22 protein-coding genes are annotated in these 23,296 nt (G+C 60.4%); 9 read left to right on the plus strand and 13 right to left on the minus strand.

Going from position 1 to position 23,296, the window contains the following annotated elements; translation table 11 throughout:
• The first annotated feature begins 296 nt into the window (after nucleotides 1-296).
• Nucleotides 297-974, plus strand: a complete 678-nt coding sequence (locus ACYZTY_RS09895; RefSeq protein ID WP_461958299.1) for a type 1 glutamine amidotransferase domain-containing protein — start codon at nucleotides 297-299, stop codon at nucleotides 972-974.
• 172 nt (nucleotides 975-1,146) lie between these two features.
• Here ACYZTY_RS09895 and hglS read toward each other — a convergent pair whose 3' ends face one another.
• The 3 genes from hglS to ACYZTY_RS09910 form a co-directional block, all read right to left on the minus strand.
• Nucleotides 1,147-2,532: a 2-oxoadipate dioxygenase/decarboxylase HglS gene (gene hglS / locus ACYZTY_RS09900; protein ID WP_461958300.1), complete on the minus strand. Its 1,386-nt coding sequence runs from the start codon at nucleotides 2,530-2,532 to the stop codon at nucleotides 1,147-1,149.
• A gap of 221 nt (nucleotides 2,533-2,753) precedes the next feature.
• Nucleotides 2,754-3,701: an alpha/beta fold hydrolase gene (locus ACYZTY_RS09905; protein ID WP_461958301.1), complete on the minus strand. Its 948-nt coding sequence runs from the start codon at nucleotides 3,699-3,701 to the stop codon at nucleotides 2,754-2,756.
• Nucleotides 3,702-3,723: 22 nt separating this feature from the next.
• Nucleotides 3,724-5,178 carry a flavin-containing monooxygenase gene (locus tag ACYZTY_RS09910; RefSeq protein ID WP_461958302.1) on the minus strand — a complete coding sequence of 485 codons (1,455 nt, stop codon included), beginning with the start codon at nucleotides 5,176-5,178 and terminating at the stop codon, nucleotides 3,724-3,726.
• A 280-nt stretch (nucleotides 5,179-5,458) separates the two neighbouring features.
• On the opposite strand from ACYZTY_RS09910, the gene ACYZTY_RS09915 reads away from it, so the two are divergent.
• Complete coding sequence (locus tag ACYZTY_RS09915) at nucleotides 5,459-6,532, plus strand: diguanylate cyclase (RefSeq protein WP_461958303.1); 1,074 nt, start codon at nucleotides 5,459-5,461, stop codon at nucleotides 6,530-6,532.
• Between the two features lie 561 nt (nucleotides 6,533-7,093).
• The gene (locus ACYZTY_RS09920; protein WP_461958304.1) at nucleotides 7,094-7,396 is read left to right on the plus strand and encodes a hypothetical protein; all 303 of its coding nucleotides are present in this window, start codon (nucleotides 7,094-7,096) and stop codon (nucleotides 7,394-7,396) included.
• Between the two features lie 163 nt (nucleotides 7,397-7,559).
• On the opposite strand, the gene ACYZTY_RS09925 is transcribed toward ACYZTY_RS09920, so the two are convergent.
• The 8 genes from ACYZTY_RS09925 to ACYZTY_RS09960 all read right to left on the minus strand — a co-directional run bounded on the left by ACYZTY_RS09925 (nucleotide 7,560) and on the right by ACYZTY_RS09960 (nucleotide 15,995).
• Entirely contained in the window at nucleotides 7,560-8,429 is an 870-nt protein-coding gene (locus tag ACYZTY_RS09925; protein WP_461958305.1) for an isocitrate lyase/PEP mutase family protein, read from the minus strand.
• Nucleotides 8,430-8,790: 361 nt separating this feature from the next.
• Complete coding sequence (gene astA / locus ACYZTY_RS09930; protein ID WP_461958306.1) at nucleotides 8,791-9,825, minus strand: arginine N-succinyltransferase; 1,035 nt, start codon at nucleotides 9,823-9,825, stop codon at nucleotides 8,791-8,793.
• A gap of 61 nt (nucleotides 9,826-9,886) precedes the next feature.
• Complete coding sequence (locus ACYZTY_RS09935; protein ID WP_461958307.1) at nucleotides 9,887-10,903, minus strand: arginine N-succinyltransferase; 1,017 nt, start codon at nucleotides 10,901-10,903, stop codon at nucleotides 9,887-9,889.
• Between the two features lie 119 nt (nucleotides 10,904-11,022).
• A complete protein-coding gene (locus tag ACYZTY_RS09940) occupies nucleotides 11,023-12,372 on the minus strand; it encodes an APC family permease (RefSeq protein WP_461958308.1) in 1,350 nt (449 codons plus the stop codon).
• A 57-nt stretch (nucleotides 12,373-12,429) separates the two neighbouring features.
• On the minus strand, nucleotides 12,430-13,182 hold the full coding sequence (locus ACYZTY_RS09945; protein ID WP_461958309.1) for an N-formylglutamate amidohydrolase: 753 nt from the start codon (nucleotides 13,180-13,182) through the stop codon (nucleotides 12,430-12,432).
• Nucleotides 13,166-14,497 carry a glutamine synthetase family protein gene (locus tag ACYZTY_RS09950; RefSeq protein WP_461958310.1) on the minus strand — a complete coding sequence of 444 codons (1,332 nt, stop codon included), beginning with the start codon at nucleotides 14,495-14,497 and terminating at the stop codon, nucleotides 13,166-13,168. Before ACYZTY_RS09950 ends, ACYZTY_RS09945 begins: the two co-directional genes overlap by 17 nt.
• Entirely contained in the window at nucleotides 14,494-15,138 is a 645-nt protein-coding gene (locus tag ACYZTY_RS09955) for a cysteine hydrolase family protein (protein WP_461958311.1), read from the minus strand. Before ACYZTY_RS09955 ends, ACYZTY_RS09950 begins: the two co-directional genes overlap by 4 nt.
• Nucleotides 15,139-15,140: 2 nt before the next feature.
• Nucleotides 15,141-15,995: a MurR/RpiR family transcriptional regulator gene (locus ACYZTY_RS09960; RefSeq protein ID WP_461958312.1), complete on the minus strand. Its 855-nt coding sequence runs from the start codon at nucleotides 15,993-15,995 to the stop codon at nucleotides 15,141-15,143.
• 341 nt (nucleotides 15,996-16,336) lie between these two features.
• On the opposite strand from ACYZTY_RS09960, the gene ACYZTY_RS09965 reads away from it, so the two are divergent.
• Both ACYZTY_RS09965 and cobF read left to right on the plus strand, forming a co-directional pair.
• Entirely contained in the window at nucleotides 16,337-16,897 is a 561-nt protein-coding gene (locus ACYZTY_RS09965; RefSeq protein ID WP_461958313.1) for a histidine phosphatase family protein, read from the plus strand.
• A complete protein-coding gene (gene cobF / locus ACYZTY_RS09970; protein ID WP_461958314.1) occupies nucleotides 16,897-17,652 on the plus strand; it encodes a precorrin-6A synthase (deacetylating) in 756 nt (251 codons plus the stop codon). Before ACYZTY_RS09965 ends, cobF begins: the two co-directional genes overlap by 1 nt.
• 136 nt (nucleotides 17,653-17,788) lie before the next feature.
• Here the strand turns inward: cobF and ftrA are convergent, their stop codons facing one another.
• Entirely contained in the window at nucleotides 17,789-18,763 is a 975-nt protein-coding gene (gene ftrA / locus ACYZTY_RS09975; RefSeq protein ID WP_461958315.1) for a transcriptional regulator FtrA, read from the minus strand.
• Between the two features lie 102 nt (nucleotides 18,764-18,865).
• Here ftrA and ACYZTY_RS09980 point away from each other — a divergent pair, with 102 nt between their 5' ends.
• On the plus strand, nucleotides 18,866-19,300 hold the full coding sequence (locus ACYZTY_RS09980) for a rhodanese-like domain-containing protein (RefSeq protein WP_461958316.1): 435 nt from the start codon (nucleotides 18,866-18,868) through the stop codon (nucleotides 19,298-19,300).
• 104 nt (nucleotides 19,301-19,404) lie between these two features.
• Here ACYZTY_RS09980 and ACYZTY_RS09985 read toward each other — a convergent pair whose 3' ends face one another.
• Nucleotides 19,405-20,040 carry a type 1 glutamine amidotransferase gene (locus ACYZTY_RS09985; RefSeq protein WP_461958317.1) on the minus strand — a complete coding sequence of 212 codons (636 nt, stop codon included), beginning with the start codon at nucleotides 20,038-20,040 and terminating at the stop codon, nucleotides 19,405-19,407.
• Nucleotides 20,041-20,286: 246 nt separating this feature from the next.
• Between ACYZTY_RS09985 and ACYZTY_RS09990 the strand changes: the two genes are divergently transcribed.
• From ACYZTY_RS09990 to ACYZTY_RS10000, 3 genes are all read left to right on the plus strand, one after another.
• Entirely contained in the window at nucleotides 20,287-21,066 is a 780-nt protein-coding gene (locus tag ACYZTY_RS09990; protein WP_461958318.1) for an ABC transporter substrate-binding protein, read from the plus strand.
• A gap of 204 nt (nucleotides 21,067-21,270) precedes the next feature.
• Nucleotides 21,271-22,383: a succinylglutamate desuccinylase/aspartoacylase family protein gene (locus ACYZTY_RS09995; RefSeq protein WP_461958319.1), complete on the plus strand. Its 1,113-nt coding sequence runs from the start codon at nucleotides 21,271-21,273 to the stop codon at nucleotides 22,381-22,383.
• Nucleotides 22,384-22,577: 194 nt separating this feature from the next.
• Nucleotides 22,578-23,294 carry an alpha/beta hydrolase gene (locus ACYZTY_RS10000; protein ID WP_461958320.1) on the plus strand — a complete coding sequence of 239 codons (717 nt, stop codon included), beginning with the start codon at nucleotides 22,578-22,580 and terminating at the stop codon, nucleotides 23,292-23,294.
• Nucleotides 23,295-23,296 lie beyond the last annotated feature (2 nt).

The raw sequence follows: 23,296 nt of genomic DNA on the forward strand, positions 1-23,296 counted from the left end.
GGCTTTTTTTAGAGGGCGGCGAATATTTCTAAAAGCGCTGTCGCCTGAATATGCGCAAGTTCTTGCGCAGCACTGCGCAAGAACTTGCGCACTCGGCTGGAAGGCCTGACAGGCCGGGCGATCAGCGATCCTTTAGGGGCTTTTGGCGCGAGCAGTGCGCAACTTCTTGCGCAGCAAGGCTTTGCGCCATCACTCAAAGGCACCTGGCATCCGGTGCAACGAATCGACGGGCCGAGTGGTCCATAAAAACAGCGCCGTCGAGCGTCCGAACAACCCCGAAGTGGAGTGAGAACGACATGAAAATCCTGATGGTTTTAACGTCCCACAATCAATTGGGTAACACGGGTAAGAAAACCGGCTTCTGGCTGGAAGAATTCGCCGCACCGTATTTCGCTTTCAAGGATGCCGGCGCTCAATTGACCCTGGTCTCCCCCAAGGGTGGTCAGCCGCCGCTGGACCCGAAAAGCGACGAGCCGGACGCGCAAACCGCTGCCACCGATCGCTTTCGCAAAGACTCCGCGGCCCAGTCAGCACTGGCTTCCACCGCTGTGCTGAGTACCGTAAGGCCCGACGATTACGACGCCGTTTTTTATCCCGGCGGTCATGGTCCGCTGTGGGACCTGGCCGAAGACCGCTATTCGATCTCGCTGATCGAGGCGTTTATCAAGGCAGGAAAACCGGTCGCAGCGGTCTGCCATGCGCCGGGTGTGTTGCGTCACGTCAAAGGTGCCGATGGCCAGCCACTGGTCAAAGGCAAGCGCGTGACGGGGTTTACCAACACTGAAGAAGAGGCGGTGCAACTGACGGATGTCGTGCCGTTTCTGGTGGAGGACATGCTGAAGGAGAAGGGTGGGGAGTATTCCAAGGGCGCGGATTGGGCGAGTTATGTGCTCACCGATGGCTTGCTGATCACCGGGCAAAACCCGGCATCGTCCGAGGCTGCGGCTGAGGCGTTGTTGAAGAAACTAGCCTAAACACTGGACCTGTAGCAGCTGCCGAGCAGCGCGAGGCAGCGTTCGGCTGCGAAGCAGTCGTGAAATCAGGCGATGCGGTGTTTCAGGAAGACCGCAAACTCAGGTTTCACGACTGCTGCGCAGCCGAACGCTGCCTCGCGCTGCTCGACAGCTGCTACAGGTCCGCGGCGCCTTAGGTAGCGGGGTTCAACGCGGCAAAACATTGCTCGATCGAGCGTCTCTGCGTCTCGGCATACAGTCCCAATTCATCAATGGTCGAGCGCCCCAGCGCCTGTTCAAACGCTTGCTGGTTCGAATGCACGCCATAATTTACCTGCGCCGCATCCCCAAGGTTCGACTGGAAGATCCCCGCCGCGCTCACCGGCAGAAAATCCTCATACACCAACGGTTCAACCCGCAAATAGCCGCCGCTGAGCAAATCTTCCAGCGGCAACGATTTCAGCTCATCCGCCGCCAGACCTTTTTCCGTGACGAAGTAGCGAAAGTACGCCAGTTCCTGTTGGCGCATGCCTTCGTAGGTGTCAGGGAATTCGCTGAAGTGCTGCGTCATCAGCGCGTTGTAACGTGCGGCATTGGCCTCGTTGGGGAAATCCTTCAACTCATCACGGGCAGCGTTGAGCAGGCGATCGTAAAGTGCCCGGCCTTTTGGCGTGAGCGCTGCGCCGCGCTGTTCGATTTCACCGAAGCGTGCGCTGTGGCTGCCGCGCGTCTCGGCTTGATCGGTGAAGGCGATCGGCTCGTCCAGCGCCTTGAAGCTGGTCTGGCGCAGCAGGATCGGGCACTGACGGCAGGGCGGGCCTTCGATCACGGCTTTGGGCGTGATGCCATGGGTGGGCATTTGCGCCTGGACGATGTCGATGTCCAGGGTGCGCGGCGTCAAGTGATTGATGTGCGGGCCCTTGAACGCGACCACGTCGGCGATCAGTCGATGCTGTGCGGCGAGTTTCTGGTACTGCTCGGCGGTAACCGTGGCGCTGTGGTGCCAGCGAAAGGTTTCCAGCGCCTGTTCGACGAAATCCTGGGCTTCTTGTTCGGTAAGACCGCCCTCGGCTTCGGCACGCTTGATCAGTGCAAGCGCTGCCGGGGTGAAGATCTGGCGTTTATCCAGCACCGATTGGGCGAAGGCTCGCAGTTCCAGGTCTTCGATCAGTTCCAGGCGCAGCAGTGAGGTGAACACCCGGAACGGGCTGACTTGCAATGAAGCTTCGTGCACGGCGCGGAATGCCGTGGAATGCACGGGAACGCCGGCCGGGGTCAGGTCGTAATAGCCGACGGGGTGCATGCCCATCACCGCGAACAGGCGGGCGAGGGTGGCCAGTTCGTTAGCGGTGCCGACGCGGATCGCGCCGTGACGCTCCAGGTCCAGCCGCTCGATTTCGCCGGTGCTGTTCAGTTGGCGGGCGACCTGCGGATCGCTGTCCAGCACGTGACGGTTGGTCTGCTCCACCAACTTCATCAGCGCTCCGTACAGCGGCACTTCTTCGCGGTACATGTCGGACATCGCTTTGGAGAAGCGTTGGCGGATCAGGTCAGGGCTGACGAAGCTTGGATGGCTCATGAAAAAGTTCCTGGCGCGGGAGACGTAAAGGATGCGGGAAAAGATCGCAGCCTTCTGCAACGCCGACAAACGAAGTTTCTGACGGACTTCATTCTGCCAAGGACTGACGCAATATTGGCTGCCCACAACCCTTGTAGGAGCGAGGCTTGCCCGCGAAGGGGCCTTTGAAGGCGCCAAAAAGCTTCGCGGGCAAGCCTCGCTCCTACAGGATTAGTGAGGGATTACAGATGAGAACGGCTTTCCGAGCGCAGCGATCCGAGGAATTCCCGGTACAACCGCGCGGTATTGGCCGGTTGTTCGACCATCGGCATATGGCCACTGTGATCCCAGATGTCCACGCGCAAATCAGCGATGCCTTTACTCCACACCGCCACGCTGCTGACGTCGATCAGACGGTCCTTGTGCCCCCACAGCAACAGCGCCGGGCACTTGATGTCGGGCAGTTTGGGCTCCATCGGCGGGCTGGCACGGAAGTCGTTGAAGATTTCTTCCAGCTCATCGCGAGTCTGTTCATAACGCTGCGCGATGGCGTCCAGCACCACGCCGGGCACCCAAGGCGGCTCGGCCATGGTCATGGCGTAGAAGCGCTGGAACTCCTCCCGTGAATGAATCAAAAACGGGTTGTGACCCTTGGCCAAATGTCGCTCCAGGTCGCTGGGCTCGGGAGAAGTGACGCCGGCCGGATCGATCAGGGCGACGGAGGCAATCCGGTCCGGGTAAGTCGCCGCCAGCCACGCCGCGATGTAGCCGCCCATCGAGTTGCCGATCACATGGACTTTCTCGACCCCGCAAACGTCCAGCAACTGGATCATCCGCTTGGCCTGCAGGGGGATGTCGTAGCCGCCACCGGCCTTGAACCCGGTTTCGCCATGACCGGCGATGTCGGGGATGATCACCCGATAGTTGCCGACAAAGTGTCGTGCGAAGCGCAGCCAGACGTTCTTGTCGGCACTGAAGCCGTGCAGCATCAGCACACTGCTGGACGCTTCGTACGGACCGCCTTGCCAGGTCGAGACGGTCATCTCCGAGATGGGTACGACGATTTTGTGCAGCCGATACAGCTTGGCTTCCATGGCCATATTCAGGTCATAGAGCCAGTAACCGATGGCTGGGTAACTCAGCCAGCTCCAGGCTACAAAAACCGCGATAAGGACAACCAACACAAGCATCAGGCATCTTCCTTTTACGTGATCAGGACAAAATGTGGTCAGCGGGTTTCAGTGCCCGGGTCAACCGGTGGTAGCTGAAACTGAACCCCGGAAACATGGCAATCACATGACCGCTCTTGCTTTGATACCAACTGTGGCAACCTCCGGACTTCCACACGGTGCGCTCCATTTCGCGGTGGATCATCTCAGTGTAGGTACGTTCTGCCTCGGGGCGCACTTCGATGCTGCGCAAACCGTGTTCTTTCAGCGTGCGGATGCAGTCGAGGATGTAATTCATCTGCGATTCGATGATGAACAGCGCCGAGGTGTGGCCGATGCCGGTGTTGGGCCCGGTGACGATAAACAGGTTCGGAAAGTCCGGCAGGCTGGTGCCCAGGTAAGCCCGCGGGTACTGCGCCCAGACGTCTTTGAGCCGGGTGCCGTTTTTGCCGGTGACCGGGTAGGAAATCACCCCGTCGGTGGCGTCGTACCCGGTGGACCAGACGATCAGGTCCAGGTCGATGTGCTGACTGTCCTGGGTGACGATGCCGGTTTCGTCGATGGACGCGATGCCCTGCTCGCGGCTGTGCAGCGTCACGTTGCTGCGGCCGAGCGCCGGGTAAAGGGTGCTTGAGACAATCACTCGCTTGCAGCCGATGGTGAAGTCCGGTGTCAGTTTGCGGCGTAATTCGGGGTCGGGCACCTGGCGTTTGAGGAAGCGCAGGGCGTGTTGCTGGACCAGGCGGATGGCCGGTCTCGAGTATTTGAAGGCGATGACACGGGTTTCGAACTGCCAGTAGAGCATCCAGCGCAGCAGTTTGTACGCCGGTTTGAGGCCCAGCAGCCAACGCTGGAAAGGTCCGAAGGTGCGGTCGGCGCGCGGCAATACCCAGTGCGGCGTGCGCTGGAACACATGCAGGTGTTCGACGTCGGGGGCAATGGCCGGAATGACCTGCGCCGCACTGGCGCCGCTGCCGACGATGGCGACGCGTTTGTGCTGATAGTCGAAGGTGTGATCCCAGTTGTTTGTGTGAAAAGTCTTGCCCTTAAAGCGTTCTTGCCCTTCAAAGTGTGGGACGACGGGTTGGCTCAGCGGCCCCGTCGCGTTGATCAGGAACTGGGCGTAAAACGTGCCTTTGGCGCCGGTATGCACTGCCCAGCGTTGGCCTTCGGCGTCCCACTCGATGCGCTCGACATTAGCCTCCAGTTCGACCTTGTCCCGCAGGCCGAAGTGCTCCACCACGTACTGGGTGTAGTGGTGCAGCTCAGCCTGTTCGGCGAACATTTGCGTCCAGCGGTAAGGGGCAAAGGACAGTGAGTAGAGCGGCGAAGGCACATCGACGGCCGCGCCGGGGTAGGTGTTCTGGCACCAGGTGCCGCCAAAGAAGTCCCGTCGTTCCAGCAGGCGAAAATCGTCGATGCCTGCCTTGAGCAAATTGATCGCCGCGCACTGACCGCCAAAACCGCTGCCGATGATCAACACTTGAAAGGTCTGCATGGGCCTCCTTTTTTAATCGTTGTTTATCCAATCCTCCCTTCATGTATAGCCCAAACATTGCACACATAACCTGTGGGAGCGAAGCTTGCTCGCGAATGGGGCGCTGCGGTATATCAGGCAAAACCGCGTCATCGTTCTTCGCGAGCAAGCTTCGCTCCTACAGACTGCATTGTCTTCAGGCTGCCCGCCGGTGATGGCTATTTAACGTTGCCCTGATAGACTCCCAGCACACCCGCAACCCTTGTGGTGTCAGGTTCCGTTCTGTGGCGCAGAGGCCCCTATGGGAAAAACGGGAGGAAAAGGACTTTCATTGGCCAGGAGGCTCTATACATCGCGAACCCTGGGTCTGGCCTTGGGGCTGTTGTGCGTGGGCGCGGCGATGTATCCGCTGAATCCGGCGCCGTGGGTCTGGGCGCTGATGCTATTCAATGGCGTGATCTGGCCGCACGTTGCCTATCAATGGGCGCGTCGGGCGAAGGTGCCCTTTCACGCCGAACACCGCAACATCCTGGTCGATGCCTTTCTCGGCGGCTTCTGGGTCGCCGCCATGCAATTCAATCCGCTGCCGAGCGCAGCGACGCTGTCCATGATGGCCATGAACAATGTGGCCATTGGCGGTTTGCGTTTCCTGCTGGTGGGCACGGTCGCACAGATTCTCGGGATCGGTGTCGGCCTGCTGATTTTCACACCGGTCTTCTTCGCGCAAACCAGAGCGTTGCAACTGTATGCCTGCTTACCGCTGCTGATTTTGTATCCACTCGCGCTGGGCTGGATCTGCTTTCGCCAGGCCACCACCCTTGGCCGACACAAACGCGAACTGCTGGCCCTGAGCCGAACCGACAGCCTCACCGGCCTGCTGAACCATGGCGCCTGGAAAGATCAGCTCGAAGTTGAATTCCAGCGCTGCCAACGCCAGCAGCAGGGCGGGGCGATTGCGTTGATCGACATCGACCATTTCAAAATAATCAATGACACCTACGGCCACGTCGCCGGGGACATCGTGCTGCGGCAGCTGAGCAAAATGCTCAAGCAGAACCTGCGGGCGACTGACGTGGCGGGGCGCTATGGCGGTGACGAATTCTGCGTGCTCCTCCCGGACTTGCCCCTCGATAGCGCGGCGACAGCCATGGATGCCTTGCGTGATCGCTTCGCCTCCCTGGGCTACGAGCAGGACCCGGCGCTGAAAGTCAGCCTGAGCATTGGCCTGGCGGCGTTCAACCCGGCCCACACCGACGCCACCCTGTGGCTCAACGATGCAGACCAGGCGCTCTACGAAGCCAAGAGCACCGGCCGCAACCGCGTTATCTGCCGCGTCGACGGCCAGCCCCGACACGAACTGCTCGACCCGGTCTGAGGCCTGCAAAAGTCCCCTGTAGGAGCGTAATGCTGTTCACTTAAGACAATCATCAGTCGAGCGAGAACCTGTGGCGAGGGGATTCATCCCCGTTGGGCTGCGAAGCGGCCCCAAAATCTACTATCGCGTTTTTTCAGCCGCACCACGTTCAGCGAATTACGACTGCTGCGCAGCCGAACGGGGATAAATCCCCTCGCCACAGGGATATTCGGTGTTGGTGAAATTGCGTTCCTACCGCGTGGGGGACCGATGATTAAGTTGCGCACAACTTTCCAAGACGTTTCCTACAACGTACCCTGTTGCCGCGTTCCAGCATCGCCCCCTATAGTTCGGACTCGCGGAAAACTTCGCGAACGACCTTGGCCGGTCGGATACAGGAACGCCAGCTAACCCGACACCGTTCAGGCGATTAACGTCTGAAACATTGTGTTATGGCGGCTGTGCGCGGGACACCTCCGGGTGTGCCGGGGTCCTGTAGCCCGGTCGGCCAACCCGCGTACGGCTGCCACCTTTTTCGCTTGGCCGCGAATGGTGGTTGCTCTAACTACAGGAGTTTCACCCATGTCCGACCAAGTAATACCCCGTTACCTCCCCATCGACACCTACGACGCCGAAACCCCGGTGCTCTTCATCAATACCCACAAAGAACTCAGTGACCTCGCCGCCTGCGCCGCGCATCGCTTTACCGTGGTTCGCGATCTGGCAGACACCTTGTCCTCCCTCGGCCTCAAAGGTATTTCCGATTGTGATTTGACGCGCGTAACCGGCGCGGTGCATCTGCTGATGCGCGAAGGGTGCGCGATTCTGGGGGTGATTCAGGCGCGGGCGTTGCAGCGGGAGGAGGGGTTTAAAACCGCAATATAGCGGTGTTTGAGCTGACGCTATCGTCGGAACGCCGCCCGGAGCCGGCTCACTCCCACATTGGATCTCCTGTGAACACAAGTCCTATGATCGACTGAGATTTAATGTGGAGCGAGTCTGCTCGCGAAGAGGCCATTGCAGTCGCTACAAATACGTCAGCTGACCGCTATTCCTTCACACTCATAAACTCTTCCGCCCAGCGGATGTATTCCTCAGGCTGCGTATACGTGTGAGTCAGCTCGGTAGCGCTCAAATCCGATGCCTGGGTAAAGATCTGCCGCTGTTCGCGCAAGCTGTCGTACGTCGCCTTGATCGCCGCGAAGTACGCGCCATGACCATCAATGGTCACCCGCACGCCCAGTTCAGCCAGGCGTTTGTCATCGCGCAGCGCCGGGTTGCCGTAGGTCACCAACATCAGTGGCACGGTCAGGTGTTCGGCAATCTGTTCGAGGTGATCGAAGTCACGAACACCTACCATGCAAATCCCGTCCGCACCGGCTTTCTGGTATTGCTGGGTGCGGCTGATGATTTCCTGGACCGGCAAGATCCCGGCGTTGGTACGCGCGATGATCGCCATTTCCGAGTCGACCCGGGCTTCCAGGGCCGCGCGAATCTTGCCGACGCCTTCTGCAACGCCGATCAGGTCGGTGGATTTGCGGCCGAATTGCGCCGGCAGCAGGGTGTCTTCGATGGTCAGGGCGGCCACGCCGGCGCGTTCCAGTTCGACGATGGTGCGCATCACGTTGAGCGCGTTGCCGTAGCCGTGATCAGCGTCGGCGATGACCGGCAATTGGGCCACACGGCCGATGCGCGTAGCCTGTTCGGCGAACTCACTGAGGGTGATCAAGGCAAAGTCGGGGGCGCCCAGCACCTGCAACGAGGCGACCGAACCACCGAGGATACCCACTTCAAACCCCAGGTCAGCGGCAATGCGGGCCGACATCGGGTCGAAGACCGACGCCGTGTGGTAGCAGGCGTTGGAAGCAAACAGCTCACGGAAATTACGGCGCAAATCTTGATGAGAAAGCCTGGACATATGAGTTCCACCAATACAAAGGAATGGAAAGGCTTGAGCAAAGGTGTCAACGCCGAAGGAACAAAAGGCTATCACGCGGACGAGGGGAAGATGATGACGAATTTTGTGGGGTGGCTCGGATTGATGCTGACTCGTGTGGCTAGGGGGCTTGTCTGTGGTGAGGGGGTGGCTGAGGTAAGGGGATTTACCTGTGGCGAGGGAGCTTGCTCCCGTTCGGCTGCGCAGCAGTCGTAAAACGCTGGGCGCGGTATGTCTGGAAAAAAGTGGTGGCAGTTTTTGGGGCCGCTTCGCAGCCCAGCGGGACGGGGCGGCGTTCCGACAAGCTCCCTCGCCACAGGGTGGGGAAGGTTTCAGATTATGATCAGGCCGCCACAGCCTGCCGCTGTTGATTGGGCAGCAGCACCGCTCGCACAGAATTACCCGGTTGCAGTTGCAGGCGTTTCGCCGTGAGTCGGTCGACGATCAGGCTGTTGCCCACAAGCCTGGCCTGGGCGGTAGTGATACGGCAGTTTTCCAGGCGGCGGTTGTGGATCAGCCACACCGGGGCCTGCTCGTCAGGCGTGCCAATGGCCAATACCAGCGGCTGGCTGTCGCGCACGGTGCGGATTCTCGCGATCGGGGCTTCGATCACCGGGCCTGCGTCGAAGATGTCGATGTAGCCCTGATGAACAAAACCCTCGGCCTTGAGAATCTTCAGCGCCGGTTCCGTGTTCGGGTGTGCCTTGCCGATGACGGCCTGGGCCTGTTCGGTGAGCAGGCAGGTGTAGAGCGGTTGGCGTGGCATCAGTTCGGCGATGAACGATTTGCTGCCCAGCCCCGACAGGTGATCGGCGTGGCTGAAATCCATTTTGAAGAAGTGCCGGCCCAGGCTGTCCCAGAACGGTGAACAGCCCTGTTCGTCAGCGCTGCCGCGCAGTTCGGCGATGAGCTTGTCGCCGAACAGGTGCCGGAATTCGGCAACGAACAACAGGCGCGCCAGGGACAGCAGCCGACCGTTACTGCCATGGCGCTGATCGGGCCGCAGAAACAGCGAGCAGATTTCCGATTGGCCGGTCATTTCGTTGTTCAGGAACAGCGTCGGAATCTGCCGCTGAATGCCCAGGTCCGGCGACGAACTGACCGTCAGCCCGACCCGATAGTTGTACCAGGGTTCACGCAGGCCAACGGCACCGGCCAACGCACTGATGCCGACCACTTGCTGATCGTCATCTTCCAGCACGAACAGGTAATCGGCATCCGCACGCTCGACCTGCTCGGCGAAGGTCCGCTGAGCCCAGCGCACCCGGTGCGTCAGGCGTTCTTCGTTGGCCGGCAGGGTGGTGAACCCGGGGCCGGCCTGTTGCACCAGATCCATCAGGGCGGGCAGGTCGGTGATGCGAACCGGGCGGACAATCATGATGCAGCTCCTTCTTCGCGCCCGTTCGGGCGCTGTCGTTGGGCACGGGGCCGGGTGATGCTCACAGGGCAATCAGCCGGATCGGGCTGCCATCGGTGACGTTCAGGGCCGCGCACATCTCGGCGCTCAACCCGACCGGTTGCCCGGTCTGGACATTCAGCTCGGCGACGATAGCGCGATAATCCCTGAGCGCATCGTTGCTCACCAGGTAGCTGCCACACCCATCGATGGGTGAAGCCAGTTGCGCCGTGCCGGTCTGGCTTTGGGCGATGGAGAGGATATTCGAGGTCCGTGCATACAGCGTCGGGCCAGCGTCGAACAGGTCGATGTAGCTGTTGGTTTCAAATCCCTCGCGCTCAAGAATATCGAAGGCTTCCTGGCCATCGGGGTGGATCCGGCCGATGCAATCCTGTGCAGCCTGGGGCAGCATCGGCACGTAAATCGGGTAGTGCGGCATCAGTTCGGCGAGGAAGGTCCGGCTCTCCAGACCACAGAGCCGCTCGGCCTCGGCGTAGGGCAGGTCGAAGAAATGCTTGCCCAGTGCATCCCAGAATGGTGATTGCCCTTCATCGCTGCTGTAACCGACGATCTCGGTGATCACCGCTTCCGCAAAGCGCTGCGAATGGGCGGCGATGAACAACAGACGCGCCCGGGACAGCAACTCTGAAAACCGCGTGCGAACTAGCGCCGTGTCGATATGAAAGCCGCGCAGCAAGGTGTGGGCGCTGAGGTCCTGGCACAACGACAATGCCGGCACACCGTGCTCGATGTTCAGCTCCCGGGAGGCGCTGGTGAAGTGACGGTTGCGCAAGCTGTAGAACGGCTCGTTGAAGCCGGCGGTGGCAAGGATTTCCGAGCAGCCCACCAGACGCCGGGCCGCGAGATCCTCCAGCACGAAGAAATAGTTCTCCGGGCCATTAACCTCCACGTCACTCTCGAACGAGGCGCTGGAGTCGAGAATCCTCAGCCGCAGGCGCTCCGTGTCGTCCGGCAAGGACGTGACACCGACCAGACTGTCGCGCGCCAGTTGCTGTAACTGGGGCAGGTCGGTTAACTCGACTGGGCGTAAGACCAGCATGGATGTACTCCTGTATCAAAGGGTTCGGCGATGTGTACCGAACCTGACTATCACTGTCGGTTTCCACGCATTAAATCGGCGGTCGCCTGATTTGTTGTCAGACGCCGCTCTTTTTCTTGTCAGCCGTTGCTCGGGTCGGGCAATACCGTGCTGGCGCCCAGCTTGTTGAGGAAAAACAGATACACCAGGCCGAGGGCAATCCAGATCAGGCCGAGTTTTTGTGCATCGACGCCCATGTTGTACATGATGGCGGCGACGATGATGAAGCCAATCACCGGGCAGATCAGGTGACGGATCACCTGACCGGACTTCTGCCGACGCCAGTAGTAATTGATGACGGTCAGGTGCAGCAACATGAATCCGCTCAACGCGCCGAAGTTCACCAGCGAGGTGAGGGTGTCCACCGAGTTGATGAACAGGTAGCAGATCACCAGCGACAGCACGGCCACCAGGTAGATGCTCAGGTAAGGGGTGTTGTGTTTGGGGTGAACCTTGGCCAGCACCTTCGGCAGTTTGCCGTCCCGGGCCATGCCGAACAGCAGGCGCGATACCGCCGCTTGCGAAGTGATGGCCACCGCTACGCCCCAGGCCAGGGCCGTGGCCACGCCGGTCAGGGTTGCCAGCCAACTGCCGGCGGCGATTTCGGCGATTTCATAAAACGCGGTGTCGGTAGAGGTGAAGCCCATGCCGGCCGCCAGGTCAGTGGCAATCCAGGTCTGCACGACGAAGATCACGCCCATTACCAACAGGGTGATCAGCGCCGCCTTGCCGACGCTACGGCCCGGGTCGCCCTTGATTTCTTCGGCGAGGGTGGAGATCGCATCGAAGCCGAGGAAGGACAGCACCGCAATCGACACGGCTTGCATCAGCAAAGCGAAATTGAAGGTGTCGGGGTTGTACAGCGGCGCCAGGGTCAGTTGACCGTTGCCGCCGCCGCTGTGCAGCGCATTCCAGGCGTAGAACAGGAAGATCCCCAGCACCACCAGTTGCGCCAGCAGAAACACAATGTTCATGCGGGCGGTGAAGGTGATGCCCCGCAGGTTGACGAAGGTTGCGCTGACCAGAAACGCCAGGATGAAACCGACTTTGGGGATGTCCGGGTACAGGTGATTCAACGCCATGGCCGCGTACACGTAGAGCAGCGGCGGAATCAGCAGGTAATCGAGCAGCATCAACCAACCGGCGATAAACCCGACATGCGGATTGAGGCCGCGTTGCGCGTAGGAATACACCGAACCCGCAATCGGAAAGGCCCGCGCCATGCTGCCGTAACTCAGGGCCGTGAACAGCATCGCAACCATGCCGATGATGTAGGCCAGCGGCACCATCCCTGGCGCTTCGGCGTTGACGTAACCGTACACACCGAACGGGGCGATGGGGATCATGAAGATCATCCCGTACACCACCAGGTCGGTCAGCGACAGGCTACGTTTCAACTCCTGCTTGTAGCCGAATTCTTCTATTTCCATGAAGCCCTACTCCTTGGGATGAAAGCAGCCACGAGCTGCGAGTTTGACGCGATTCTTTTACAACAGCGGTGCCAGGTAAGCGGTCCAGCGATTGACATTTTCAGGGGTGCGCAGCAGATCGTTGCGCACCTCGATCAATACCGACTCGAGTCCCCGTGCATCGCCGTGCACCGGCACGGTCATGTCGCCCAGCGGGTTGATTTTGTACGGTTCATTGCCGGCGACCTTCAATGGATGCCGGTTCAACCCGTCAATCAAGCGTTGGGCGTAGCCCTTGGCTTCACGAAACAGCACGCCGACTTCCAGCGCGCGCGGCTGGCCGTGGAAAACCGGGGTGAAGCTGTGAATGCCGACGACCCGAACCGGCCGCCCTTGTGCGACTCGCTGGTCGATCAAGGTTTGCAGCCGGGCATGAAACGGTTTGAACAGGCATTCGCGGCGGTAATCGCGCGTCGCCTCGTCCAGATCCCGGTTACCCGGTATCTGATAAATCTCGCTCTGCGACGGGATGCTGTCCGGGGCATGGCGCGGGCGGTTGAGGTCAATCAACAGCCGTGAGTAATTGGCCGCCAGCAATGTTGCCCCAATTGCCCGGGACAGGCCCTCAGCCAGTGCCAGTGCGCCAATGTCCCAGGCGATATGCTCGCGCGCCGCTTCATGACTCAGGCCCAGGTCATTTAACCCGGCCGGGATAAAGCGGCTGGCGTGTTCGCACACCAGAATCAACGGGTGCTCTGAGTCTTCGCGGCTCAGGGTGTACGCAGGCTCGGTAAAAAGACCGAGTTCAGCGGGTTCAGTACAGGCGTGCATAGTGCTCACAGCGTTCGGTGGGCGACAGCTGTTCCGTCAGCGTCAGTTCCTCGGTTTTAAGGGCGAAGTAAGTGTCCATCAACGCGCTCGGCAAGGCTTCGATCAGCGCCTCGCTGTTGCGCAGGCACTCGAGCGCCTGCGCAAGGGAAGCGGGCAGGGCGATGATGCCTCGGGCGTGGCGTTGTTCTTCATTCAAGGAGTCAGGGACTTCATCGGTGATCGCGTTCAAGACCAGGCGTTGCTCGATGCCCAGGCGACCGGCGATCAGCAGTGCGGCCATGGCCAGGTGCGGCGAAGCCGTGGCGTCCATGGCGCGAAACTCCAGGTTGTATTGCGCCGCCACGGATTTGCCGCCCAGGCTCACCGTCGGGCAGATCCGCAGCGCCGCTTCGCGGTTGCGCTGGCCGAGGCAGGCGTAGGAGGCGCTCCAGTGATGCGGTTGCAAACGCTCGTAGGACACCGGTGTCGGCGCAGTAAACGCGCAGAGTGCCGGCAAATAATGCAGGATGCCGGCGGCCCAGTGCTGGCCGAGGGTCGACAGGCCATTGAGGGTGCCGGCGTCGTACATCAGCGGTTGACCGTCCAGGTCCAGCAGGCTGACATGCAGATGGACGCCGTTGCACACAGCATGCTCGGAGGTCTTGGGCGCGAAGCTCACGTCCAGGCCCATCTGCCGGGCGATTTCGCGGGTGATCTCGCGCACGTTCACTGCGCGGTCCGCCGCTGCCACACCGAGGGTGGGGCGGCAGGTGATTTCGTATTGATGCTTGCCGTATTCGGGCAGGAACATTTCCGGTTCGACGCCGCCGGCGCGCAGGGCACTGAGCAGCCAGCCACCGAACTCGGCACCCTGACGCTGGGCCTCAAGGGAGAACGCCAGCTGATCAGCCGCGTCGCTGCTCAGGTTGAATTCATGTTCGAACGCGGCATTGACCTGCAAGCCCAGTTCGGCGCGATACCGCTCCACTTCATTGCGCAACAACGTTCGCGGACAGGCCCCCCACGGGCGGCCATCGGTTTCACGAATGTCGCCGTGGATGAAGTCCAGCGCCGGGGCCGTGGTATCCGGGCCATTGCTGACCGTTACCCGGCTGCTCAGGTCGGGAATCAGGCGCAAGTCGCCATAAGCGCCCCACGGATTGGTGGAGGCGATGATGTCTTGCGGGGTCAGGGCACTGTTGGCCGGCACCCAGCCGCAGCCCGTCGCCAGATAGTGTTCAAGTTCGTCCGTCGGAAACGAGCGTCCGCGCGTCACGCCGATCAAGTCGGTGGTGACAATGGTGGTCATGGGCAGCGGCGACAGGCGTTCGCTCATGGTTGCATCTCCTGCAACCGGCCGAGCACGGTCTGGGTGTCGGTGATCCAGCAGTAACCCTTGATCGCGTTCAGGCAGGCTTGATGACGCTCGGGTGTGTAGGTCGCACAGGCATCCTCCACCAGCGTTACCAGGTAGCCACGGTCCGCAGCGTCACGCACGGCCATGTCCACGCACTGGTCGGTGACGATGCCGGCGATGATCAGATGCCGCGTCTCAAGGTTGCGCAGCACGTAGTCAATGTTGGTGGAGTTGAACACCCCGGAGGAGGTCTTGGGCAGGACGATTTCGTTTTCTGTCGGTGTCAGGTCGTCGATGATCCGCGCCGGCGCACTGCCCTTGGGCAAGTGCATGTCCGAGAGTTTGTGGTCCAGCGAGCGGTCGCGGCCATCGGCAGTCAGGCTTTCGATGATCGTGTGCAGCACGTTTTGCCGCGCGCTGCGGAAAGCGCTGAGCAGCCGGCGTTGATTGGGCACCACCTGCATGTGGGCGCGAGTCAGGAAGTATTCGCCGTCCGGTCCGTTGAGGTGCGGGTCGAACTGCGGTTCGAGCCAGGCACGCTGCATGTCCACCAGCAACAGCGCGGTGTGATCGGCAGTGAACGGTAAGTCCCGGGGCGAGTGGTGGGGGAGCGTGAACATCCTTATTTATCCTCCAGCAGGTGGGTGTCGAAGTCGGTCCGCAGGGCATCGATGCCTTCCAGGCGATCGGCCAGCTCCGGACTGCGCAGGGTCAGGCAGGCAATCAGCGCCTCGACCTGGGCCAGCGCCGGGACCAAGGTGTCGAAGGCCGACACCGATTCCACCGGCGCGCTGATAATCAGGTCGGCCATTTCCCGCAGCGGTGAAGCATAGATGTCAGTGAACAACACCACTCGGGCATATCGACTTTTCGCCGCATTGGCCACGCGCAGGGCTTGTGATTGGTAACGGCGATAGTCGAACACCAGCACCACGTCCTGACGCTGCACGTCGAACAGTCTGTCCGGCAGTTGCGCGTTGTCTTCCAGGGTGAAACAGCCCGGGCGCAGGAGGCGCAAATGGTTGAGCAAATAGTTGGCGAGAAAGCTGCTGAAGCGCCCGCCAAAGCAATGAACCTGATGGCGGGTATCGAGCAGCCATTCCACCAGTATCCGCACATCTTCGGGTTGGGTCAGGGCATGGGTATCCACCAGCGCCCGATGGGTGTCCGCCAGGTAATGACTCCATGCGTCGCCTTTCTGAAGCTGAGAGCGAAGCTGCAACAGGGTGCTGGGGGACCGAAGGCGATGGTCCATGTCGCTGAGCAGGGCATCCTGAAAATCGGCGTAACCGCTGAAACCCAGTTTTTTTACCAGTCGCACGATGGTGGGGTCGCTGACACCGGCATGTTCGGCCAAACGTGACATCGGTCCCAGCCCGTTACGCGGGTACTGGTCCAGCAAGGCACGAATGACTTTGCGTTCCGACGGCGTAAGGTCCAGGCCGGGATCGGTGATCAGGTCTCTGAGAGAGGGCATCCGGGCTCCTGCTGGATGGGTGTGTCGGTTTTGTTTCATAAATTGCTAAAACAGTATTTATGTAGCGCATGCTACATGTCTAGTGAATTTTTCCATGGTTTTTCCAGCGTCAAAAATGAGGCGAAATGCCCGTGCGCTGGGGGCTACACGGAAGTCGACCGGCCTTGTAGTCCATCGCCCGCAAGGCTGTCGGAGATTGCCGAATTTCAAGGGTTGAATGAGTAAGCATTCCGTCGTTGCCAATTTAAACGAAACGCCCTGGATCAAGCGTCTTGCGGCACAATTGCGTCATTGTTTGCGGCGTTGTGCCGTTTACCATTTCATCGACAGGGTGATAATCCGTGCAGGCAACCCGTTTGACCCTGATGTGCCACGCTCGAACCGTCGCACAAAAATTGGCGACGTTTCCTACGAATGAGCCGTTGGAATTTTATGGGCATTCGGCGAAGGGATCGCGTTGCAGCCAGTTCGAGCGCGTGCCACGTGTGCTCTGTGGGCCGGAGTTGCGCACGCAGCAGACAGCCGAGTTGTTTGGCGATGACGTTGAAATCGTCTCGGCGCTGAGGGATTGCGACTTCGGACGCTGGAACGGAGCGCGGATCGATCACTTGCAAAAGACCGAGCCCGAGGCGCTGCAAGCCTGGCTCGACGACCCGGCCTCTGCGCCGCATGGCGGTGAGTCGGTCATGCAACTGGGTGAGCGCGTGGCGCAGTGGCTCAAGTCCCTTGAGACAACACCGGGGCATATCCTTGCCATCACCCATCCTTTTGTCATTCGCGCCGCATTGACGCAGGTGTTGCAGGCGGCGGCGTTCAACCTGATCGACGTCGAGCCATTGTCGGCCATCGAGTTGCGGTTCACTGGCCGCTGGCGCCTGCGTTTGCTTGAAGGAGTCATTTGATGAAAAAGCTTCTGGTCATCGGCATCGGCGCCGGCAACCCCGACTACATCACGATGCAGGCGGTGAAGGCGCTGAACCTCGTCGACGTGTTTTTCCTGATGGACAAGGGCCAGAGCAAAGACAAGCTGATCGACCTGCGCCGTGAGATCTGCGAGCGCTACATCACCGATCACGACTATCGCTTCGTCGAAGTTCACAGCCCGGAGCGCGAACGCGGGGATGTGGACTACAAGACCAGTGTCGAAGATCTGAATCTCGCCAAGCAGCAAACCTTTGAACGGCTGATCAATGAGGAAATCTCCGACGACCAGTGCGGCGGTTTTCTGGTGTGGGGCGATCCGGCGCTGTACGACAGCACCCTGAGGATTTTGCAGGCGATCCTCGCCTCGGGCCGCTGTGCGTTCGAGTATGAAGTGATCCCCGGCATCACCAGCGTTCAGGCACTGGCGGCGCAGCATAAGGTGCCGCTGAATCGCATCGGCCGCTCGATTGAAATCACCACCGGCCGACGGCTCGCGGCGGGGCAGGTGAGCGATGCCGATAGCCTGGTGGTGATGCTCGATGCCGAGGATTCCTACCATCAGGTGGCGGATCCGGAGACGGAGATTTACTGGGGGGCTTACTTGGGAACGCCGGATGAGATTTTGATCAGCGGCAAGCTCAAAGACGTGGCGGATGAGATTGAGCGGGTGCGCAAGGCGGCGCGGGTGGCCAATGGGTGGATTATGGATACCTATTTGTTGCGTAAGCCTTGAGGGCTGCGGTGTCTGGGCTGACGTCATCGCGAGCAGGCTCACTCCCACATTGGATCTGTTGTGAACACAAATTTTGCGACCAGCACCGATCAAATGTGGGAGTGAGCCTGCTCGCGATGGGGCCCTCAAATACACCTCAAATTATTGCTTTTATCCCACGCCCAAACCGCTCCCGATACACCGACGGCGGCACACCCACCACCCCTCGAAACGCCACGCGAAAACTCTCCACCGAGCGATAACCGCACTGGTCGGCAATCTGATCGGTGTTCTGACTCGTGCTCTCCAGCAACTCCCTCGCCCGCGCCAGCCGCTCATGCTGCAACCACGCTTTGGGCGGCATGCCAGTGGCCTCAGTAAACCGGCGCAGAAAGGTCCGTTCACTCATCGCCGCCTCACTCGCCAGTTCGCGAACCTCCAGCGGTTCATGCAAGCGCTCACGCGCCCACTGCATGACGCGGGACAAATCGCTGCGCGGCGTTGGACTGACGGGCGTAGGAATAAACTGCGCCTGCCCGCCGGTACGTTGCGGCGACATCACCAGGCGCCGCGCCACCGAGTTGGCGACTTGAGTGCCGAAATCCCGCGCCACCAGGTGCAGGCACGCGTCAATACCTGCCGCGCTGCCGGCCGAGGTGATCAACTGTCCGGAATCAACGTAGAGCACGTCCGGGTCCACCAGAATGTTCGGAAAACGTTCGGCCAACTCTGCGGCGTAGCGCCAATGCGTGGTAGCGCCGTGACCGTCCAGCAGGCCGGTCGCCGCGAGCACAAACACGCCGGAGCAGATCGACAGTAACCGCGCACCCCGCGCATGGGCCTGGCGCAGGGCGGCGAGCAAGTGTTCCGGCACCGGCGCGGTGCGGTCGCGCCAGCCGGGAATGATGAGGGTGCGGGCGTCTTCAAGCAGTTCCATGCCGCCATCGGCCAGGACCTGAATGCCGCCCATGGCGCGCATCGGGCCCTGATCCACTGCCACGATACGGTGCTCATACCAAGGGAAGTCGAACTCCGGCCGCGCCAGACCAAAGATCTCCACGGCGATGCCAAATTCGAAGGTACAGAGGCCGTCGTAAGCCAGAATCGCGACCAATCCAGGGTTGGGCTGCATATGGCGGAAAGTTCCCGGTGAGTGTCTTGTCCGCCACTGTAGCCGCAAGCGTCGGGCGGATAAAGTCTTCTCACACCCACTCAAGACTTTGGAGTACAGCCCATGACCAGCCTGGTCCGTGCCATTCCCGCAGCACCTTCGGCCATTGCCCTGATGCACTTCAGCAACCGTCTGACCTTTGAAACCGATTGTTCCGACGTGTACGGCAGCCAAGAGGCCGGCGAGGTGGATTTTGTCCTGGTGGACGTGCGTGGACCGTCGGCATTCGAACGCGGGCATGTGCCGGGTGCGATCAACATACCGGGGCGCCTGCTCACCGCCGAGGGCCTGGCGGACTACCCGACATCCACCTTGTTCGTGGTCTATTGCGCCGGGCCGCACTGTAACGGTGTGCACAAGGCAGCGGTGAAACTGGCGGCGCTGGGTTACCCGGTCAAGGAGATGATCGGCGGCGTGACCGGGTGGCTGGATGAGGGGTTGGAGTTGAGTGTGGTGGTGCAACGGTCTGCCACCACCGTGATCGGTTGCGAATGTTGATGTAGTCAAAAAGATCGCAGCCTCGTTTCACTCGACAGCTGCTACAGGTCTACGCGATCCCCTGTAGGAGCTGTCGAGTGAAACGAGGCTGCGATCTTTTGATCTTAATCCGCCGCTGCCCACCACCCATCCAATGTCGCCTGTAACCAGTCATTCACGGCTGCGTAGGCGGCGCTGTCCTGTTCCCCCCGGGGCAGCGGTGATTCTTCGTCAAAGTGTTCATTAAGCATCGCCACCGACTCCGCATTCCACTCCGGATGAAACTGCAATCCCACCCGAGTCGGCCCGACCCGATACATCTGCTGTTCACACTGATCACTGCTGGCCAGCAGTTGCGCATCGGGCGGCAGTTCGAACGCGTCTTCGTGCCACTCCAGCACCTTCAGCATCTGGCCATCGACGAACGTCACCGTGGTCCAGCCGGTTTCGGTTCGATCCATCCGCCGCACCTTCCCGCCCAGACTCAGCGCCAGCAGCTGCGCCCCCAGGCAAATGGCAAACACCGCCGCGCCCTGATCCAGGCTTGCCGCTAGCCACTGCCGTTCCGCGTCCAGCCACGCCGGCCCGGCATTGGATTCATAAGGCCCACCCAACACAATCACGGGCGCCGCACTCACCGGCGGCAGTTGGCCGAGGTCGGCGCGAAAGACGTTCAGCGTCACCCCTCGGGACGCTGCCCAATCGGCAATGGCGCCAGGACCTTCAGCGGGGTGGTGCTGGATCAGATTCAGTGTGGGCATCGGTGCTCTCTTGTCGTTTTTGCGTGTAGGTTTTGTCTGAAAAAAGGACTTGTCCTACAGTCCTTGCACCGCCTTGGCGCACGCTTCAAGGGCTTTGAATGGGTCGGCCACTTTTCTATAAGTATTTGTCGCTTAAACACAATTTGCCCTCTGAAAGCCGCTCTAGACTGCCGGCCACTTAGGTCTTCACCGACCGAAAGTCATTCGAAAGCTGCCAATAAAAGCCTCCGCACACAGGAGTTATAAATGAAGAAGCTAGTGATGTTTGGTGCCCTGGCACTGTCGATGTTGTCCCTGACCGCTGTGGCCGATGACGCCAAGCCGATCCGCATCGGCATCGAAGCCGGTTACCCGCCATTCTCGATGAAAACCCCTGACGGCAAACTCACCGGTTTCGACGTCGATATCGGCGACGCGCTGTGCGAGCAGATGAAAGTGAAGTGCACTTGGGTCGAGCAAGAGTTCGACGGCCTGATCCCGGCACTGAAAGTGAAGAAAATCGACGCGATCCTGTCGTCCATGACCATCACTGACGATCGCAAAAAGAACGTCGATTTCACCATCAAGTACTACCACACCCCGGCGCGCTTCGTGATGAAGGCCGGTACCGACATCAAGGACCCGCTGACCGAGCTCAAAGGCAAGAAAGTCGGTGTGCTGCGCGCCAGTACCCACGACCGCTTTGCCACTGAAGTGCTGGTGCCGGCCGGTATCAACCTGGTTCGCTACGGCTCCCAGCAGGAAGCCAACCTGGACATGGTCTCTGGCCGCGTTGACGCGCTGCTGGCCGACTCGGTCAACCTGGACGACGGTTTCCTGAAAACCGACGCCGGTAAAGGTTTCGCTTTCGTCGGCCCGACTTACGAAGACGCCAAGTACTTCGGCGGCGGCGCCGGTATTGCTGTGCGCAAGGGTGATACCGAGCTGGCGGACAAATTCAACACCGCCATCACCGAAATCCGCGCCAACGGCAAGTACAAGCAAGTGCAAGACAAGTACTTCGACTTTGACGTTTACGGCCAGTAATCACGCCGTGCAAAAAAGTGGCAACCGTTGACGCGGTTGCCACTTTTTTTATGCGCTCTCTCTGTTGAAATGAGATCCATTGTAGGAGTGAGCCTGCTCGCGATAGCGATTTTTCAGTGGAAAATTTGCTGTCTGACACACCGCCATCGCGAGCAGGCTCACTCCTACAGGTGATTTTCGCCGCTCAGACACTCAGGAGTTTCCATGCAACGCATCGACCATTCACTGCCCTGGAGCCATCTGGGCACCGAACGCACCCTCAGCGTGTTTCGTTATGGCGCCGGTACTCGCAAGGTCTACATCCAGGCCAGCCTGCACGCCGACGAGTTGCCCGGCATGCGCACGGCCTGGGAACTGAAGAAGCGCCTGGCTGAACTCGAAACCCAGGGCCAGTTGCAGGGCGTGATCGAACTGGTGCCGGTGGCCAATCCGATCGGCCTTGACCAGCACCTGCAAGGCAGCCACATGGGCCGCTTCGAACTGGGCAGCGGCAAGAACTTCAACCGCTCCTTCGTCGAACTCAGCGCCCCGGTGGCCGAGTTGATTGGCGACCAATTGGGTAACGATGCGCAAGCCAACATCGCGCTGATTCGCCAAGCCATGGGCCGGGTCCTGGACGACCTGCCGGCCCCAGCCTCGCAGCTGGAAGCCATGCACCGCTTGCTGTTGCGCCACGCGTGCGAAGCCGACATCACCCTGGATCTGCATTGCGATTTCGACGCAGCGATTCATCTGTATGCGTTGCCGCAACACTGGCCGCAGTGGCAATCCCTGGCGGCGCGCCTGAAGGCCGGGGTGGCGTTGCTCTGTGAAGATTCCGGCGGCAGTTCCTTCGATGAATCCTGTTCGTCGCCGTGGTTGCGCCTGGCACGGGCCTTCCCCGAGGCGGCGATTCCGCCGGCCAACCTTGCGACGACGCTGGAGCTGGGCAGCATGGGCGACACCCGGGTCGATCAGGCCCAGGCCAACTGCGAGGCGATTCTCGGGTTCCTCGCCGAGCAGGGCTTCATCAGCGGCACCTGGCCTGCGGCGCCGAGCGAGTGCTGTGAAGGCATGCCGTTCGAGGGCACCGAATACCTGTTCGCGCCGCATCACGGGGTGGTGAGTTTCCTGCGTGATTCCGGTGAGTGGGTGGAGAAGGGCGATGCGCTGTTTGAGGTGGTTGATCCGCTGAGCGACCGCGTGACTACCGTGCGCGCCGGCACCAGCGGCGTGTTGTTTGCGATTGATCGCGGGCGGTATACGCAGCCGGGAACGTGGCAGGCAAAGGTGGCGGGGCGTGAGCCGATTCGGGTTGGGAAACTGATTAACGATTAACTGCGAAATCTTCTTGATCGTTCCCACGCTCCGCGTGGGAATGCAGCCCGGGACGCTCCGCGTCCCTTTTACAGCCGAACGCGGAGCGTCCGTTGAGGCATTCCCACGCAGAGCGTGGGAACGATCATAGTCCTCCAGCAAGCTTCATGGTGTTAGGCTCACACCCGAATCCTGCGCTCCATGAAGGAAGGTTTATGTTGAAGTTTCTCGCTCTGCTGACGTTGCTGGCCTGCGCCACCGTCCACGCTGAAACCCCGCTGCACACCGATCTGCCGCTCAAGTACCTGGAGCAGGCCAACCCCGAATCCCGCCACCAGCCGTTGGTGATTTTCCTCCACGGTTACGGCAGTAATGAGGAGGATCTGTTCGGCATCAAGGATGAGTTACCGGCGCAGTACAACTTCCTGTCTGTGCGAGCGCCGATGGTGATGGAGGAGGGTAGTTACAAGTGGTTTCGCGAGAAGGGCAACGCTGCCTACAACGGTGAAACCGATGATCTGAAGGCCAGCGGCCAGGTGCTGCTGAATTTCATCGCCCAGGCCGCGAAGAAATATCACACCGAACCCGACAAGGTGTTTCTGGTGGGTTTCAGCCAGGGCGCGATCATGTCCTATGAGGTGGCGTTGCGTCACCCCGAGGCGGTGGGCGGGATTGCGGCGCTGAGCGGGCGGATTCTGCCGGTGCTGAAATCCGAGCTCAAACCGGATGAAAAACGCCAGAAGCTGGCGATTTTCATTGGTCATGGCACGGTAGACAAACGCTTGCCTTACATCGACGGCACCGAGGCCAACAGCCTGTTGCAGAGCCTGTCACTCCAGCCTGAATTTCACGCCTATCCAGGCGTCGGTCACAGCATCAGTGCCACCGAAATGCAGGATCTGAGCGCCTGGTTGCAACGCCTCAACCCGTAAGT

The organism is Pseudomonas sp. LB1P83, assembly GCF_054897885.1.